The sequence below is a fragment of the Janthinobacterium aquaticum genome, from assembly GCF_009208565.1.
Lineage (GTDB): Bacteria > Pseudomonadota > Gammaproteobacteria > Burkholderiales > Burkholderiaceae_D > Janthinobacterium.
Window position 1 is genome coordinate 69454 of sequence record NZ_WFLK01000013.1, and the last position, 17672, is coordinate 87125.

14 protein-coding genes are annotated in these 17672 nt (G+C 60.9%); 10 read left to right on the forward strand and 4 right to left on the reverse strand.

The genetic code is table 11. The annotated features are described in order from the left end of the window. Positions 1–195: 195 nt before the first annotated feature. Entirely contained in the window at positions 196–2220 is a 2025-nt protein-coding gene (locus GCM43_RS19315) for a primosomal protein N' (RefSeq protein WP_152247306.1), read from the forward strand. Here the strand turns inward: GCM43_RS19315 and GCM43_RS19320 are convergent, their stop codons facing one another. Next, positions 2221–3108: an ArgP/LysG family DNA-binding transcriptional regulator gene (locus GCM43_RS19320; RefSeq protein ID WP_152247308.1), complete on the reverse strand. Its 888-nt coding sequence runs from the start codon at positions 3106–3108 to the stop codon at positions 2221–2223. 138 nt (positions 3109–3246) lie between these two features. Here GCM43_RS19320 and GCM43_RS19325 point away from each other — a divergent pair, with 138 nt between their 5' ends. Continuing rightward, positions 3247–4695, forward strand: a complete 1449-nt coding sequence (locus tag GCM43_RS19325) for a dihydrolipoyl dehydrogenase (protein ID WP_152247310.1) — start codon at positions 3247–3249, stop codon at positions 4693–4695. A 51-nt stretch (positions 4696–4746) separates the two neighbouring features. On the opposite strand, the gene GCM43_RS19330 is transcribed toward GCM43_RS19325, so the two are convergent. After that, a complete protein-coding gene (locus tag GCM43_RS19330; RefSeq protein ID WP_152247312.1) occupies positions 4747–5232 on the reverse strand; it encodes an SRPBCC family protein in 486 nt (161 codons plus the stop codon). Positions 5233–5404: 172 nt separating this feature from the next. On the opposite strand from GCM43_RS19330, the gene GCM43_RS19335 reads away from it, so the two are divergent. Further along, the gene (locus GCM43_RS19335) at positions 5405–7465 is read left to right on the forward strand and encodes a UvrD-helicase domain-containing protein (RefSeq protein WP_152247314.1); all 2061 of its coding nucleotides are present in this window, start codon (positions 5405–5407) and stop codon (positions 7463–7465) included. Positions 7466–7467: 2 nt separating this feature from the next. On the opposite strand, the gene GCM43_RS19340 is transcribed toward GCM43_RS19335, so the two are convergent. Next, on the reverse strand, positions 7468–7821 hold the full coding sequence (locus GCM43_RS19340; protein WP_152247316.1) for an addiction module antidote protein: 354 nt from the start codon (positions 7819–7821) through the stop codon (positions 7468–7470). A gap of 19 nt (positions 7822–7840) precedes the next feature. Then, on the reverse strand, positions 7841–8227 hold the full coding sequence (locus GCM43_RS19345; RefSeq protein WP_226929566.1) for a type II toxin-antitoxin system RelE/ParE family toxin: 387 nt from the start codon (positions 8225–8227) through the stop codon (positions 7841–7843). Positions 8228–8457: 230 nt separating this feature from the next. Between GCM43_RS19345 and GCM43_RS19350 the strand changes: the two genes are divergently transcribed. From GCM43_RS19350 to GCM43_RS19380, 7 genes are all read left to right on the forward strand, one after another. Beyond that, entirely contained in the window at positions 8458–8676 is a 219-nt protein-coding gene (locus tag GCM43_RS19350; RefSeq protein WP_152247318.1) for a SlyX family protein, read from the forward strand. 169 nt (positions 8677–8845) lie between these two features. Continuing rightward, on the forward strand, positions 8846–10987 hold the full coding sequence (locus GCM43_RS19355; protein WP_152247529.1) for a M3 family metallopeptidase: 2142 nt from the start codon (positions 8846–8848) through the stop codon (positions 10985–10987). A 203-nt stretch (positions 10988–11190) separates the two neighbouring features. Further along, entirely contained in the window at positions 11191–13335 is a 2145-nt protein-coding gene (locus GCM43_RS19360; RefSeq protein ID WP_152247320.1) for a M3 family metallopeptidase, read from the forward strand. Between the two features lie 109 nt (positions 13336–13444). After that, positions 13445–13657 carry a VF530 family protein gene (locus GCM43_RS19365; protein WP_152247322.1) on the forward strand — a complete coding sequence of 71 codons (213 nt, stop codon included), beginning with the start codon at positions 13445–13447 and terminating at the stop codon, positions 13655–13657. Between the two features lie 11 nt (positions 13658–13668). Next, positions 13669–13947 (forward strand): DUF4404 family protein, encoded by a 279-nt coding sequence (locus GCM43_RS19370; protein WP_152247324.1) that lies wholly within the window; start codon positions 13669–13671, stop codon positions 13945–13947. A 209-nt stretch (positions 13948–14156) separates the two neighbouring features. Then, positions 14157–16409, forward strand: coding sequence for a YgiQ family radical SAM protein (locus tag GCM43_RS19375; RefSeq protein ID WP_226929573.1), 2253 nt, complete (start codon positions 14157–14159; stop codon positions 16407–16409). A gap of 265 nt (positions 16410–16674) precedes the next feature. After that, complete coding sequence (locus GCM43_RS19380; RefSeq protein ID WP_152247328.1) at positions 16675–17634, forward strand: sugar ABC transporter substrate-binding protein; 960 nt, start codon at positions 16675–16677, stop codon at positions 17632–17634. The last annotated feature ends 38 nt before the right edge of the window (positions 17635–17672 follow it).

A 17672-nucleotide genomic window follows, 5' to 3' on the forward strand; every position in this document is an offset into this window, starting at 1 on the left:
CTACTTGACGACAATGCGGTTTGTGTGCCAGCGCCCAATCGCAAGTTAATTTTTCTTTGTCCACAAAGTTATCCACAGAATTATCTTTCGTTCGCAGGGGTCTGCCAGCGCGCTGACGGCGCTGAGCAAGTATCATTTGCGCTGGCCGGCAGGCATCAGCAGCCTGGCAATTTTCTACAAGGATAGGCAACACCGATGGCGCAGTGTATTTTAAAGATCGCGCTCGATACGCCGCTCAATGCGCTGTTCGATTACCGCTGGCACGACGATACCCAGGACGAGCTGCCGCAAGTGGGGCAGCTGGCGCTGGTGCCGTTTGGCCGGCGTGAAATTACCGGACTGATCGTCGGCGTCAGCGACAGCTCCGATGTGCCTGAAGAGAAGATGAAGCAGGTGCTGGTCGTGCGCAGCCAGCTGGCGCCGTTGTTGCCGCAGTGGCTGGCGCTGGCCGGTTTTGCCGCCGATTACTATCAACGCCCACTGGGCGAGGTGGCGCTGCCGGGCCTGCCCAAGAACCTGCGCGTCTCGACTACGGTGGCGCTCGACCGCGCCATCAAAAAGCTGGCCAAGCTGCCCGAGGCGCACGACGCCAGGCCGCACAATATGCCGCGCCTGAACGCCTCGCAGCAGGAAGCGGCCGACGCGATTGGCGGCGTGCAAGGCTTCAAGCCGACCTTGCTGTATGGCGTGACCGGCAGCGGCAAGACCGAGGTGTATCTGCAATCGTGCGCGCAGGTGCTGGCGCGCGACGACGACGCGCAGATCCTGATCCTGGTGCCGGAAATTAATCTCACGCCCCAGCTGGAAGGCAATATCCGCGCACGGTTTCCCGGCATCATGCTGGCTACCCTGCACAGCAGCCTGTCCGAGGGCGAGCGCATGCTGCACTGGCTGGCGGCCCACCAGGGCCGCGCGCGCATCGTGCTGGGCACGCGCCTGGCGGTGCTGGCGTCCTTGCCGCGCCTCAAGCTGATCGTGATCGACGAAGAGCACGACCCTTCCTACAAGCAGCAGGAAGGCTTGCGCTATTCGGCGCGCGATCTCGCTGTCTGGCGCGCCTGGCAATTGCAGATACCGATTGTGCTCGGATCGGCCACGCCCTCACTGGAAAGCTGGCACCACGCGCAGAGCGGACGCTACCGCAAGCTTGAACTGCGCGAACGCGCTGTCAAGAATGCTGTGCTGCCGCGCGTGACGCTGGTCGACATGGAGCGCGACAAGCCTGTCGATGGCCTCACTGCGCATCTGATTGCAGCATTAAAGCTGCGCATGGAACGCGGCGAGCAGTCGCTGCTGTTCCTGAACCGGCGCGGCTATTCACCGGTGATCTGCTGCGAGTCGTGCGGCTGGATCAGTAACTGCACGCGCTGTACCTCGTTCATGGTGCTGCACAAACCCGAGCACCGGCTGCGTTGTCATCATTGCAGCCTGGAATTGCGCATTCCGCGCCATTGCCCCACTTGCGGCAATGTCGACCTGCAGCCGCTGGGGCGCGGCACGCAGCGCGTGGAAGAGGGCTTGCAGCAGCTGTTTCCCGAGGCGCGCATCCTGCGCATCGATGCTGATTCGACCCGCAGAAAGGGCAGTGCGCAGGAGGCGTTTGACAGCGTGCACCGCGGCGAGGTCGATATCCTGATCGGCACGCAGATGGTGGCCAAGGGACACGACTTCAAAAAGCTCACGCTGGTCGGTATCCTCAATCCCGATACAGCCCTGTTTTCGCAGGATTATCGGGCCAGCGAACGGCTGTTTGCCCAGCTGATGCAGGTGGCGGGGCGCGCCGGGCGCGCTGCGCGCACCGAAGGCGGCAGCGCCAGCGAAGTGCTGATCCAGACGCGCTATGCGCGCCACCCGCTGTACGATGCGGTAGTCAACCATGACTATGATCACTTTGCCACGGCCTTGCTGGAAGAACGTGCGCAGGCGGCCTTGCCGCCTTACCTGTTCCAGGCGCTGCTGCGCGCCGAGGCGCCCGAGCTGGCCACGGCGATTGCGTTTTTGCAGGCGGCCAAGGACAGCCTGGCGCATCCGGCCATTACCATCAACGACCCGATACCGATGAGCATGACGCGCGTGCATAACGTCGACCGCGCCCAGTTGCTGCTCGAATCGGCTTCGCGCCCGGCGCTGCAGGCGTTTCTGAAGGAATGGCTGGCAGCGTTACGGGCCATGAAAAGCCGCGTCAAATGGTCGCTGGAAGTCGACCCGCTCGATATCTGATCAGCGCAGATATTGCTGCGCGGTGCGGATAATCTGTTCCGACAACAGCCTGGTGTAGGGCGTGTCGAGCGTCCAGGCATGCCAGCTCAACGGTAACTCCAGTGTGTGGCCGGGCGCCAGGTCGACCAGCCGGTCACTGGCCAGTGCCTGCGCCGCCAGGCGCTGCGGCAGCAGCCCGTAGGCCAGGCCATCGGTGATGCAGCTGCGGTGCGCCGTTTGCTCGGGCAGCGTATGGTGCGGAAACGTTTCATTAAAGGCCAGCTGCTCGCGCAGAAACCGCGCCAGCAAGCCATGCTGGCTGATTACGGCCGGCGCCAGTTGCAGCGCTTCGCGGCGCAAACCGTCGCCAAACCAGTGTCCGGCAAACTGCGGCGTGGCCACGCACACATAGTGCAGGCTGCCCAGCGCGGTCACGCTGGCAGCAGTAGCAGTATCAGCAGCGGCGTCATCGCTGGCGATACAGCCGAACACGGCGCCGTCGCGCACCAGCTGCAGCGCGGTCTGGCTGTCGGCCAGGCGCACGTCGAGCTGGCAGCGCGGAGGCGCCAGCAGCGCCGGCAAGGCGTCGGCAAACCAGGTGGCCAGGCTGTCGGCATCGACCGCAATCGCGATCTCCGGCAGGCTGACGCTATTGCCCAGGTCGATATCGAGCGACGCTTCCATCAGCTTGACGTTGCGGTGGTGCACGATCAGGCGCTGGCCCAGGCCCGTCGGCACGGCCGGCTGGCCGCGGATGATCAGCAGGCGGCCGCTGGCGTCTTCCAGCGCCTTGATGCGCTGCGATACGGCCGACTGGGTAATGCCCAGCGCCAGCGCGGCCTTGTCAAAGCTGCCATGGCTGGCCACGGCGTCCAGCACTGCCAGCGCCCGATAGTCGAGTGATCCCATTAGCTTGGCTTATAAAAATAGAAAGAAATTAGTTCTACTAATATTGCAGTTTAGTCTAAGAGTTGCCTCTATGTAAAACCTTATTTGCCGCAAGAGAGTAGTATCTGGGACAGCCAATAATTGAGGATACTCAGCACCATGAAAACCTTGCAAGTAGATGTGGCCGTGATCGGCAGTGGAACCGCAGGCCTGACGGCGCACAAGGCAGCGCGCCTGCAGGGCAAGCGCGTGGTGATGATCGAAAGCGGCCCTTACGGCACCACTTGCGCACGCGTCGGCTGCATGCCCAGCAAGCTGCTTATTTCTGCGGCCGAGGCGGCCCACGCGGTAGCGGCGGCACCCGGCTTTGGCGTGCATCCGGGACCGGTGCGCATCGATGGCCAGCAAGTGATGGCGCGCGTGCGCAGCGAGCGCGACCGTTTTGTCGGTTTCGTGCTCGACGGCGTCGAGGCGATTGCCGATGAGGAAAAACTGCGTGGCCATGCGCGCTTTATCGCGCCCGGCAAATTGCAGGTCGACGAGCACACCATCGTCGAAGCGACCAGCGTGGTGATCGCTACCGGCTCCTCGCCCATTGTGCCGCCTGAATGGCGCGCTGCCGGCGAGCGCGTGATCACCAGCGAGGCCGTGTTTGACTGGACCGACCTGCCGCAATCGGTGGCGGTGGTCGGCAGCGGCGTGATCGGCCTGGAACTGGGCCAGGCGCTGGCGCGCCTCGGCGTGCGCGTGACCTTGTTCGCGCGCGGCAACAAGGTAGCGCAACTGACTGATCCGCTGGTGCTGCAGTCGGCCGACGAGGTACTGGCGCGCGAGCTCGATATCCGCTTCCAGACCAGTGTGGCAAAGCTGGCCCGCAGCGAGGCCGGCGACGCCATTGCGCTGACCAGCCGCAATGGCGAAGGCGAGGAAAAAACCGAGCAGTTCGAGTATGTGCTGGTGGCCATCGGCCGCAGTGCGAATGTGGACAAGATCGGCCTGGAAAAAGCGCAGATCGAGCTCGACCGTCATGGCGTGCCGCTGCATGACCGCCACACCATGCAATGCGGCAAAAGCGCGGTGTTTATTGCTGGCGACGCCAGCGATGAAATTCCGCTGCTGCCCGAAGCGGCCGACCAGGGCCGTATTGCCGGCGAGAACGCAGCGCGCTTTCCCGATGTGCAGCCGGGACTGCGCCGCACGGCGCTGGGCGTGGCGTTTACCGATCCGCAGATCGTCACCCTGGGCGCGAGCTACCAGCAACTGTGCGTGACGCATCCGGGACGCTTTGCCATCGGCGCCGTGTCGTTTGACAACCAGGGCCGCAGCCGCGTGATGCTGCAGAACCAGGGGCTGCTGCGCGTGTATGCCGAGTTCGGCAGCCGGCGCTTCCTGGGTGCGGAAATGATCGGCCCGCGCGCCGAGCACCTGGGCCACCTGCTGGCCTGGGCCTGCCAGGCGCAGCTGACGGTGGACGCCATGCTCGACATGCCGTTCTACCATCCGGTGATCGAGGAGGGTGTGCGCACCGCACTGCGCGAGCTGGCGCTGCACCTGGAAAAAAATCCGGACGACGTGCCCGAGTGCGCCGACTGTTCGCCGGGTGTCTAAGGCGGTAGGTTGGATTAGCCGGAACGGCGTAATCCAACAAGATCCTGACGCTTAGTTCAGCAGGCCGCCGTCAAGCCGGCCTGCAGCGGCCAGTTCACGCACGATGCGGATGGTGTCGATGTCCGACTCCTGGTAGGCCGAGCGGCGGAAGTCGTCATACATGGCGTTGGCCGCATCGGTGGCGGCGTCGTGGCCGTCGTCGTACTGGAAGCGCACCCACAGGCTGTTGGCATCGGGCGTCTCGATGGTCATTACCAGCGAGGACGCGCTAATGTCTTTCTGCGCCGCCACTTCATAGCGTACCTGGATTTGTGGCACCAGCACCACCGTGTCGTTGATGACCAGTTCGCCATAGCGCAGGCTGCGCGCAAAACCGTTGTCGCTGCGATCACTGATGGTGCATTCGTCCAGGTGCGGCACGAACAGTTTCGGCGATTCGGCGCGCAGCACCAGGCCGCGCCAGACCTGTTCCACCGACAAGGCGTCGATCAGGGGATTGAGCGGATCGTTGATTTCAATCAGATGTTCAAATTTCATAAGGCAGCCATTTTCCAGAGTGAAGCACGCGAATCAAGGCGCCATGTTACTCCAGGCCAGTACTCGCGATGCGTTTGCAATTGTCCAAGATGGCGCCATTGCTGCAATTATCAATGCCAGGCGATTTTTCGACGCTGGTACAATGGGCTGCTGTTCCCAGCGGAAGTACCTGATGTCCAAAGCACCACAATTCGGTCTGAATGTCCCCCAAAGCGAAGCGGTGACCTACCTCGACGGCCCGTGCCTGGTGCTCGCTGGAGCCGGCTCGGGCAAGACGCGCGTGATCACGCAAAAGATCGCCCATCTGATCGAAGACCGTGGCTACGATCCTCGCACCATTGCCGCGCTGACATTTACCAACAAGGCCGCGCTGGAAATGCAGGAGCGCATCGCCAAGCTGCTCAAGCAGCCGCGCCAGGCCAAGCAGCTGACGGTGTCGACCTTCCATTCGCTGGGCGTCAAAATCCTGCGCCAGGAAGCCAATGGCGTGGGCCTGAAAGACCGCTTTTCCATCATGGACAGCGACGATTGTTTTTCGCTGGTGCAGGACCTGGCCATTACCACCGACAAGCAGATCATCCGCCAGATCCAGACCGCCATGTCGTTGTGGAAAAACGGCCTGATCGATCCCGATACCGCGCTGGCGCAGGCCAAGGATGAAGATGAGGCGAACGCGGCGCGCATCTACCGCAGCTATGTGGCCACGCTGTCGGCCTACCAGGCGGTGGACTTTGACGACCTGATCCGCCTGCCAGTGGAACTGTTTCGCAACAATGACGCCATCCGCGACAAGTGGCAGCGCCGCCTGCGCTATCTGCTGGTCGACGAATACCAGGATACCAACACCTGCCAGTACGAACTGGTGAAACTGATGGTAACGGGCATCGGCAAGAAGCCGATGTTTACTGCTGTGGGCGACGACGACCAGGCCATCTACGCCTGGCGCGGCGCTACGGTGGAGAACCTGAAAACGCTGGAAACGGACTTTCCCGACCTGCGCGTGATCAAGCTCGAGCAGAATTACCGCTCCACCATGCGTGTGCTCAATGCGGCCAACGCCGTTATCAGCAACAACCCCAAGCTGTTTGAAAAGTCGCTGTGGTCCGAGCACGGCCTGGGCGAGCCGATCAAGGTGCTGGGCATGCAGACCGACGAGCAGGAGGCCGAGCAGGTGGCCATCATGATCTCGGCCGACCATTTCGAGCGCAAGAACAAGTTTTCCGATTATGCGATTTTGTACCGGGGCAATCACCAGGCGCGCATTATCGAGCAGTGCCTGCGCAAGGAGCGCATTCCGTACACCATCTCCGGCGGCCAGAGCTTCTTTGACAAGGCTGAAATCAAGGACATCATCAGCTATCTGCGCCTGTTGGCCAACGAGGATGACGACCCGGCCTTTATCCGCGCCGTGACCACCCCGCGCCGTGGCGTGGGCCAGTCGACGCTGGAAGTGCTGGGCGCGTTTTCAGGCCAGTGGCAGTGTTCGCTGTTCCAGGCCGTGTTCAAGGGCGGCATCGAAGCCAAGCTGACCGACCGGCAACTGGGTCCGCTGCGCGACTTCTGCAACTTCATCAACGACCTCGAAGCGCGCGCCAGCCGGCCGGGCCCGGCCGGCAGCGGCGACAATGCCGCTGCCGTGCTGGACGACATGATGAAGGAAATCCACTACGAATCGTATCTGTACGACGCGTTTGAAGAACGCCAGGCCCAGAGCAAATGGCAGAACGTGATGGAATTCGTCAACTGGCTCAAAGAGCGCGGCCGTGGCGGCAAGGAGCGCGATGGCGAAGAAAAGAACGTGCTGGAACTGACGCAGATGGTGGCCCTGATGACCATGCTGGAGGGCAAGGACGAAGAGCAGGACGCGGTGCGCATGTCGACCCTGCATGCGTCCAAGGGCCTGGAGTTTCCGCACGTGTTCCTGGTGGGCGTGGAAGAGGGCATCTTGCCGCACAAAGGCGACGTCGATGCACCGGCCGAAACGCTGGGCGCGCGCATCGAGGAGGAGCGCCGCTTGATGTATGTGGGCATTACGCGTGCCCAGCGCACCTTGCATGTGTCGTGGTGCAAGAAGCGCAAGCGGGCCGGTGAGCAGGTGCACTGCGATCCGTCGCGCTTTATCAAGGAAATGCAGCTCGACGTGGGCGACGCCGTGCCGACCGAGGCCGAAGTGATTTCACCGAAGGAGCGGCTGGCGCGCATGAAGGCGCTGCTGGCCACGCCCAAAGCGTAGTATCAGGCGCCTGCGCAGCAGTCGTCGCTAGATTTTTTGGGCACGATGGCCAGTTGCATATCGAGCGCATCGAGCATTTTCAAAATGGTTTCAAAGCGCGGTTTGCTGCCTTCGCGCAAGGCTTTATAGGCGCCCTCGCGCGTAATATCGGCCCGCGCCGCCACCTTGCCCATGCCGTAAGCACGTACCACATCGCCCATGGCAGCCTGGAACAGCTCGGCGTCGCCAGTCGCCACCACTTCACTCATGTAGGCGGCCACCGCTGCTTTGCTGGTCAGGTGCAAGGTGGGGTCAAAAGGGGCAAGTCCCAGTGCATCGAGGTCGTCGAGATCGAATGATTCGTCGTGTTGATTCATTTTATAGACTCCATGTGAATTACCGCCGCGCAGTTTTGTCCTGCGCCAGGCGCTGCTGTTTTTTCAGCGTTGTCTGCGCCGCCTTCAGTTCATGCAGGATCGCTTGCGCCTGCTTGATGTCGTTTTTCTGGCTTGATTTGTCGCCGCCCAGTAACAGCAAAACCAGGTTGCCCAGATTGGTCTCATGAAAGTAAATGCGCCAGCCGGGATCGGTACGCAGCAGGCGCAACTCGCATACGCCTTCGCCAACAGGGCGCCAATCGCCCTTTTTACCTAATTGCAGATGCCTGATGCGCGCATCGATGGCAGCGGCTGCAACATCGTTCGGGCGTGCTTCCCAGCGCTGGTACTCGACCGTTTTACGGATATCGATCAAACACGGCTGGTTCGAAGTAGATATGTCCATTGTAATCGTTTGTTCTCATTTTTCAAGCGGTTTATGAATCGATTTGAAGCGCGCTCCAGCCATGGCGAAAGACAGTGATGCTTTTTGCATTGCCTATGACTGAAATTAGTCCCGCTGAAAAAACCTGTCTTGATTGTCATCACACCAAGGCGGCCAGGATACCGAGGGCTGAGGCACTGCGGCGGCTGGCGCGTTAAAATGCCGCCCTTAGTCACCAATTACCGGGCATCATGGAAAATGCAGAACAGATGGAAACGCGCTTTGTCGATATCGAGATCAAGCTGGCGCAGCAGGAAGACCTGGTCGAATCGCTGAACCAGATGGTGTACCAGCAGGGCCGCCGTATCGACCAGCTTGAAGCGATGCTGCACAAGCTCGGTGAACACGTGCGCGACGGCGCCCAGCAGGCCAATGCCGGCCAGGTCAATGAACGTCCACCGCATTACTGAGATCAAGCTTGCTGGCAAGCGGACATGAAAACCATGCATCATGCGGCTTGCCTTACCGATAGTCGTTGCGGGTGACGCAACTATGTCATGCTGTTATTATTTCAGGCTGGTCCGCGACACAATCGCGGTTCTCTAGCGCTTTCTGAAAGAAGTCATGACCCGTCCAACCATGCTCGTCATCGCCGCCAGCCTGATGCTGGCCCCAGCGGTCGCCACCTTTGCCGCGACCACTGCGCCCACCACGGCTGCCGCCGCAGCTGCCCTGCCAGCAAGCAATCCGTTTGCCCAGGCCAGCAGCCTGCCTTTCCAGTATCCGCCGTTCGACAAGATCCAGGACGCCGACTATGCACCAGCCTTTACGGCCGGCATGGCAGCTCACCTGGCCGAGATCAACGCGATCGCCAATAACAAAAAGCCGGCCACGTTTGACAACACCATCGTGGCGATGGAGCGCGCGGGTGAATTGCTGGGTCGTGTGCGCACCGTGTTTTCGGTGATGTCGGGTTCGAACACCAACGAGACCATCCAGGGCCTGGAGCGCGAACTGGCGCCGAAAATGGCAGCGCACAGCGATGCGATCATGCTCAACGACAAACTGTACCAGCGCATCAGCACGCTGTACGCCAAGCGCGACAAGCTCGGTCTCGATGCCGAATCGAAACGCCTGCTCGAGCGCTACAACACCGATTTCGTGCGCGCCGGCGCCAAGCTGTCGGCGGCAGACAAGGAAAAGCTGCGCAGCTACAACGCCCAGCTGGCCGCGCTGTCGACCAAGTTTGCCCAGAATGTACTGAAAGAAATGAACGCCTCGGCGGTAGTGGTCGATACGCGTGAAGAGCTTGACGGCTTGAGCCCGGCGGCAATCGAGGTGGCGGCCGGCCTGGCCAAGCAGCGCGGGCAGGACGGCAAATACATGATTGCGCTGGTCAACACCACCGGCCAGGCACCGCTGTCGCAGCTGACCAACCGCGCCGTGCGCGAACGCATCATGGCCGCCTCGCAGGCGCGCGGCAGCCACGGCGGCGAGTTCGACAACCGCCAGGTGGTGCTGGATCTGGCCAAACTGCGCGCCGAACGCGCCGCGCTGATGGGTTACCCGAATTACGCGGCCTATTCGCTGGAAGACCAGACCGCCAAGACCACCACCGCCGTCAATGCGCTGCTGGGCGAACTGGCCAAGCCGGCCGTGCTCAACGCACGCCATGAAGCCGACGATATCCAGAAAGTCATCGACGCGGAAAAAGGCGGCTTCAAAGTGGGCGCTGCCGATTGGGCCTTTTACAGCGACAAAGTGCGCGCCGAGCGCTACAACTTCGACCAGAACCAGTTGAAGCCGTATTTCGAGATGAACAGCGTATTGACCAAGGGCGTATTTTTTGCTGCCGGCAAGCTCTATGGCCTCTCCTTCAAGCAGCGCACCGACCTGCCGGTCTATAACGCTGACATGCAGGTGTATGACGTCTTTAATGAAGACGGCACGCAACTGGCCATCTTTACGCTCGACCCGTATGCGCGCAGCAACAAGCGCGGCGGCGCCTGGGCCAATGCCTATGTCGGCCAGTCGGGCTTGCTCAACCGCAAACCGGTGATTGCCAACAACCTCAATATTCCAAAACCGGAAGCGGGCCAGCCGACCCTGATGACGTTTGACGAAGTGACCACCATGTTCCATGAATTCGGTCACGCGCTGCACGGCATGTTCTCGAACGTGAAATACCCGCGCTTTGCCGGCACCAGCGTGCCGCGCGACTTTGTCGAATACCCGTCGCAAGTCAATGAAATGTGGTCGCTGTGGCCGGAAGTGCTGCAAAACTACGCCAGACACTACCAGACCGGCGCGCCGATTCCGGCCGAACTGCTGGCCAAGGTGACGGCGGCAGACAACTTCAACCAAGGCTACAAGACCACCGAATACCTGGCTTCGGCCCTGCTGGACCAGCGCTGGCACCAGTTGTCGCCGCAGCAGATTCCAACCGACGTGCTGGCGTTTGAAAAAACTGCCCTGAGCGAGGCCGGCGTGGACTTTGCACCGGCGCCGCCGCGCTACCGCACCACCTACTTCTCGCATGCGTTTGCGGGTGGCTATTCGACTGGCTACTACGCCTACTTGTGGTCGGAAAAGCTCGATGCCGATACGGTCGAGTGGTTCAAGGAAAACGGCGGCCTGACGCGCAAGAACGGCGACTGGTTCCGCGCCAAGCTGCTCTCGCGCGGCGGCAGCGCCGATGCGCTGGAGATTTACCGCAACTTCCGCGGCCGCGATGCGAAGATCGAGCCGCTGCTGGAGCGCCGTGGCTTGACGGGCAAGTAAAGCAGATTTTGCCGTAGTGTAAAAAATGGCCGCCAGCTTCTGGCGGCCATTTTTATTTGGATAATTATTTGATTTTCCATGTGAAAGAATGCATTTCCCGCATGCTGCCGTGTTTGATGACGTCTGTATGACAGCCCTGCTATGATCTGCAACTGGTCCGCGACATCGATCGCGGTTCTTCCCCGCGCTTCCTGAAAGATGTCATGATCCGTCCTCAACTGCTCGTCATCGCCGCCAGCGTCATGCTGGCCCACGCCGTACCTTCCGCCATCGCCGCCACCGCAGCGCCAGCGGCTGCCGTTTCGGCCCAGAACCCGTTGCTCAAAGCCAGCCCGCTGCCATTCCAGATGCCGCAGTTCGGCCTGATCAAGGATGCGCACTACGCACCGGCCTTTACCGAAGGCATGAAGCGCCAGCTGGCCGAAGTCAACGCGATTGCCAACAACCGCCAGGCGCCCACGTTCGAGAACACCATCGTGGCCATGGAGCGTACCGGCCAGTTGCTGCACCGCGTACAAAGCATCTTCAGCAACATGACTTCGACCAATACCAACGCGACGCTCGAAGCGGTGGAAGTGGAGATGTCGCCCAAGCTCGCTGCGCATGCTGACGCGATCAGCATGAATCCCAAGCTGTTTGCCCGCATCGACACCTTGTTCCAGCAGCGCGACAAACTCAAGCTGGACGCCGAATCGTTGCGCCTGCTTGAGCGCTACCATACCGACTTCGTGCGCGCCGGCGCGCAGCTGTCGGATGCCGACAAGGAAAAACTGAAGGCCTACAACGCCGAACAGGCCGGCCTGGAAACAGCGTTTGCGCAAAACGTGCTCAAAGAAACCAATGCCCAGGGTCTGGTGGTCGACACGCGCGCCGAACTGGCCGGCATGACCGACAGCGATATTGAAACGGCTGCTGCCGCCGCCAAGGAACGCGGCCTGGATGGCAAGTTCGTCATTGCGCTGGTCAACACCAGCGGTCAGCCGCCGCTGGCGGTATTGACCGATCGCAAGACGCGCCAGCGCCTGATGGACGCGTCGCTCAATCGCGGCAGCCACGGCGGCGAATTCGACAACCGCGCCAATGTACTGAAACTGGCCAAGCTGCGCGCTGAGCGCGCCACTTTGCTCGGCTACCCGAACTACGCAGCCTACTCGCTGGCCGACCAGACCGCCAAGACCACCACGGCGGTCAACAGCCTGCTGTCGGACCTGGCCAAGCCGGCCGTCGCCAATGCTCACCGTGAAGCGGCCGACCTGCAAAAAGTGGTGGATGCTGAAAACGGGGGCTTCCAGGTCGGCGCGGCCGACTGGGCCATCTATACCGACAAGCTGCGCGCCCAGCGCTTCAACTTCGACGAGAACCAGCTCAAGCCTTACCTGGAACTCAACAGCGTACTGAACAATGGCGTGTTTTATGCCGCCAACAAGCTGTACGGCATCAGCTTCAAGGAGCGCAAGGACCTGCCGGTCTATAACCCGGACGTGCGCGTGTATGACGTGATCGACGCCAACGGCAAGCCGCTGGCGCTGTTTATCGCCGACTTCTATGCGCGTGGCAACAAGCACGGCGGCGCCTGGATGAACGAATACGTGTCGCAGTCGAGCCTGATGGGCACCCATCCGGTGGTGGCCAACCAGCTCAATATTCCGAAGCCGCCAGCCGGCCAGCCGACCTTGCTGACGTTTGATGAAGTCACCACCATGTTCCATGAATTCGGCCATGCGCTGCACGGCATGTTCTCGAACGTGAAATACCCGCGCTTTGCCGGTACTGCCGTGCCGAGCGACTTCGTGGAGTATCCATCGCAGGTCAATGAGATGTGGGCCGTGTGGCCGGAAGTGCTGCAAAACTACGCCAAACACTATCAGAGCGGCGCGGCGATGCCGCAGGACCTGCTCGACAAGGTCATGGCAGCGAAGAAATTCAACCAGGGCTTCATGACCACCGAATATATCGCTGCAGCCCTGCTCGACCAGCGCTGGCACCAGCTGACCCCAAGCCAGGTGCCAACCGACGTGCTGGCCTTTGAAGCGCAGTCGCTCAAAGACGTGGGCGTCGACTATGCGCCGGTGCCGCCGCGATACCGCACCACGTATTTCTCGCACAGTTTTTCGGGCGGCTACTCGGCAGCGTATTACGCCTACCTGTGGTCGGAAAAACTCGATGCTGAATCGGTGGACTGGTTCAAGGAAAACGGCGGCCTGACGCGCAAGAATGGCGACTGGTTCCGCACCAAGCTGCTGTCGCGCGGCGGCAGCGTCGATGCACTGCAACTGTTCCGCGATTTCCGTGGCCGCGATGCGACCGTCGAGCCGCTGCTGGAACGCCGTGGCCTGAAAACGCAATAAAGCTCGATTTCCCGCTTGCGCCGTGTCATGACGATACAGCGCAAGCGGGGCGTCGAGCGTGTAAGATAGTTACTGTACAAGCAAAGATGCAAGCGGCAGAGAGAGAGCAATGAGTCAGCACGATTTGAATGGCGTTACCCTGGAAGCGATCGTGACACGGTTGCAAGCCCATTACGGCTGGGATGGTTTGGGCAAGCGCATCGATATCAATTGCTTTATCAGCGACCCCAGCGTCAAGTCGAGCCTGAAATTCTTGCGCAAGACCCCGTGGGCCAGGAGCAAGGTCGAACAGCTGTACCTGGACACGCAATTTACCGACTGACAGGAAGAGACATGGATAGCAAACTCAAGGAATCGTTGCAACAACTGCAAACGAAAATCGAATCGAGCGGTCCCGTCGATCCGGAACTGCAGCTGTTGCTGCAAAAACTCGATGGCGACATCCAGTTGTTGCTGCAAAAACGCGCTGCCCAGGAGCCGGAAGAAGAGTCAACCACCTACGGCTTGGCCGAAAGCAGCCAGGAACTGGCCGCCAAGTTTGCTGTCAAGCATCCGAAGCTGGAGCCGGCACTGCGCGAGCTGGGCGAGATTCTCGCCAATATGGGCATTTGAGGGTTGGGGTCCGGCCCTGCGGGTCGTACCCTACTCCCCAAGTGGTTGAAAAATAAACGTTTTTTGTTCTGAAATCCAACAGTCAAAATCGGGCTGTCAGGTTTGAATACGCCAATTCCGGTACAATCCGGGCCATGAACTCCCCCACCAATTTATTTGCGACCGTCCCCAAGCGGTCTGCCCGCGCTGCTGTTGCGCCTTTCCTGCCGATGTCGCGCGCCGAGATGGATGCGCTCGGCTGGGACCAGTGCGACGTCATTCTCGTTACCGGCGACGCCTATATCGACCATCCGAGTTTCGGCATGGCACTGGTCGGCCGCCTGCTCGAAGCGCAAGGTTACCGGGTCGGCATTATCAGCCAGCCGGACTGGCTGTCGGCCGATGCGTTTCGCGTGCTGGGCAAACCACGGCTGTACTACGGCATTACCGCCGGCAATATGGATTCCATGGTCAACCAGTACACGGCCGACCGCAAGATCCGCTCCGACGACGCGTATACCGCCAATGGCGAGCCGAACAAGCGACCTGACCGCGCCGTGACCGTGTATGCGCAGCGTGCGCGCGAAGCGTATCCGGATGTGCCGATCGTGATCGGCAGTATCGAGGCCTCGCTGCGCCGCATCGCGCACTATGATTACTGGTCCGACAAGGTGCGCCGTTCGGTGTTGCCGGACTCCAAGGCTGACCTGCTGATTTTCGGCAATGCCGAGCGCGCGCTGGTCGATTTGACCCACCGCCTGGCCGCTGGCGAGTCGATCAAGGATATCCGCGACCTGCGCGGTACCGGCTTTATGGTGCCGTCGGGCTGGCTGCCGGGCGCCGACTGGGGCGAGCACAATTCTACCCGCGTCGATGTGCCGGGCAAGATCGACCCGCATTACAGCCCGTATGAAATGGTGCAGGAAGACAAAACCGCCTGCGCCACCGAGAACGCCGCCAAGTCGGCCGAGGTGGTCAAGCCGATCCGCATCATGACGCGCGAAGAGCGCCAGGCGATGGCCAAGGAAAAGCACAACAAGACCGTGGTGCGCCTGCCTGCCTACGAGGTGGTCAAGGACGATCCGGTCATGTATGCGCATGCTTCGCGCGTGTTCCATCTGGAGTCGAACCCTGGCAATGCGCGCGCGATGGTGCAGGCGCATGGCGAGCGCGACGTGTGGCTCAACCCGCCGCCGCTGCCGCTGGCGATGGATGAAATGGACGGCGTGTACGACATGAATTACGCGCGCGCGCCGCATCCAAGCTATGGCAAGGCGCATATTCCGGCCTGGGAAATGATCCGTTTCTCCGTCAATATCATGCGCGGCTGCTTTGGCGGCTGCACCTTCTGCTCGATTACCGAGCATGAAGGTCGGATTATCCAGAGCCGTTCGGAGCCATCGATCCTGCGCGAGATCGAGCATATCCGCGACAAGACCAAGGGCTTTACCGGCACCATTTCCGATATGGGTGGCCCGACTGCCAATATGTACCGTCTGTCGTGCCGCGACAAGGAAATCGAAACCTCGTGCCGCCGTCTGTCGTGCGTCTATCCGTCGATCTGCGTGAACCTCGGTACCGACCACAGCAAGTTGATTTCGCTGTACCGCAAGGCACGCGCGATTCCTGGCATCAAGAAGGTATTGATCAGCTCGGGCCTGCGCTACGACCTGGCCGTGCGTTCGCCTGAATATGTAAAGGAACTGGTCACGCATCACGTGGGCGGCCTGCTGAAGATTGCACCTGAACATACGGAAGAGGGCACGCTGTCGAAGATGATGAAGCCGGGCATCGGCGCCTATGATGAATTCAAGGAAATGTTCGACCGCTTCTCGCTCGAAGCGGGCAAGAAGCAGTACCTGATTCCTTACTTTATCGCCGCCCACCCGGGCACCACCGACCTGGACATGCTGAACCTGGCGCTGTGGCTGAAGAAAAACAACTTCAAGCTCGACCAGGTGCAGACCTTTATGCCGACGCCGATGGCGATGGCCACCACCATGTATCACTCGCGCAAGAATCCGTTGCGCAAGGTGACGGAAGACTCGGAAGTGGTGGAAACGGCGCGCAGCGGCAAGATCCGCCGCACCCACAAGGCCTTCCTGCGCTATCAGGACCCGGCCAACTGGCCGATCCTGCGCGAGGCGCTGGTCAATATGGGCCGTGGCGACCTGATCGGTAATGGCGACAAGCATCTGATCCCGGCCTGGACCTCGTCCGAATCGGGCGGCCTGGCCGCAGGCGAGCGCAGCCGCCAGACCCACGGCGCCGGCACGCCCGACAAGTTCAAGGTCACACCGGGCAAGAACCGTATTGCCCTGGGAGGCACGGCGGCTGCACCGAAAGCCACCGCAGTCGAATCGAAAGTGCGTCCGTCGATCCTGTCGACCATCAAGACCAAGGCCAAGCCGGCTGCAGCACCTGTAGGTCGCGGTGGCAAGCCAGCGGCCAAGGGCGCGGCGCCTGCACGTGGCCGCCGGTAATGACGTCGGATGAGGTCGTAGGTCGGATTAGGCCCTTCGGGCCGTAATCCGACAACATTGTTGGCGCCTGCAGTGTTGTCGGATTACGGCGCTGCGCGCCTAATCCGACCTACCAACCGGCCATTTTGCTGCACCGCACATACAGTTTTGCTTGCACTCGGATAGGGCATTCAGGCACACTTCGCTACGCGCAAACGTTTGCGCATCGAGGATTTTCAAAAAAGCATTGCTCAGACGTGCTTGCCAACCCATTCTGGAGACTGTCATGACTTCCCGTATTCGCCTCAAAATGATCGCCGCTGCCGCCCTGGTATGCGCCCTGCCTGCAGTGCCAGCCATGGCGCAAACGGCTGCCAAGCCAAAAGTTGCACTGGTCATGAAGTCGCTGGCCAACGAGTTTTTCCTGACCATGGAAAACGGCGCCAAGGCCCACCAGAAAGCCAATGCGGCCAAGTACGAACTGCTGTCGAACGGCATCAAGGATGAAACCGACACCTCGAGCCAGATCAAGCTGGTCGAGCAGATGATCGTCTCGCGCGTCAACGCGCTGGTGATTGCGCCAGCCGATTCGAAAGCGTTGGTACCGGTGTTGAAAAAAGCCGTTGATGCCGGCATCCTGGTGGTCAATATCGACAACAAGCTCGATGCCGCCGCTTTGAAAGAAAAAGGCATCAGCGTGCCATTCGTCGGCCCGGACAACCGCAAGGGCGCCAAGCTGGTCGGCGACTACGTGGGCAAGCAGATCAAGAAGGGCGACCAGGTTGCCATTATCGAAGGCGTGTCGACCACCTATAACGCACAGCAACGCACCCTGGGCTTCCAGGACGCGATGGCAGCAGTGGGCGCAAAAGTGGTCAGCCTGCAATCGGGCCAGTGGGAAATCGCCCCGGCCAACACGGTTGCCGCCGCCATGCTGAACGCCAATCCGAATATCACCGCCATCCTGGCTGGCAATGACAATATGGCCATCGGCGCCGTATCGGCCATCAAGGCTGCAGGCAAGACCGGCAAGGTGAAAGTAGTTGGCTACGACAACATCAACGCCATCAAGCCGATGCTGGCTGACGGCCGCGTGCTGGCAACTGCCGACCAGTTCGGTTCGCAGCAAGCCGTGTTCGGTATCGAAGCCGTGCTGAAAGCCCTGGCCGAGAAGAAAAAACAAGCTGAACTCGGTGGCACCATCGAGACCAAAGTCGAGCTGGTCACCAAGGGCACCAAGTCCTGATCGTTTGAACCCCGCCGGAGCCTGCCGGTCGCCTGGCG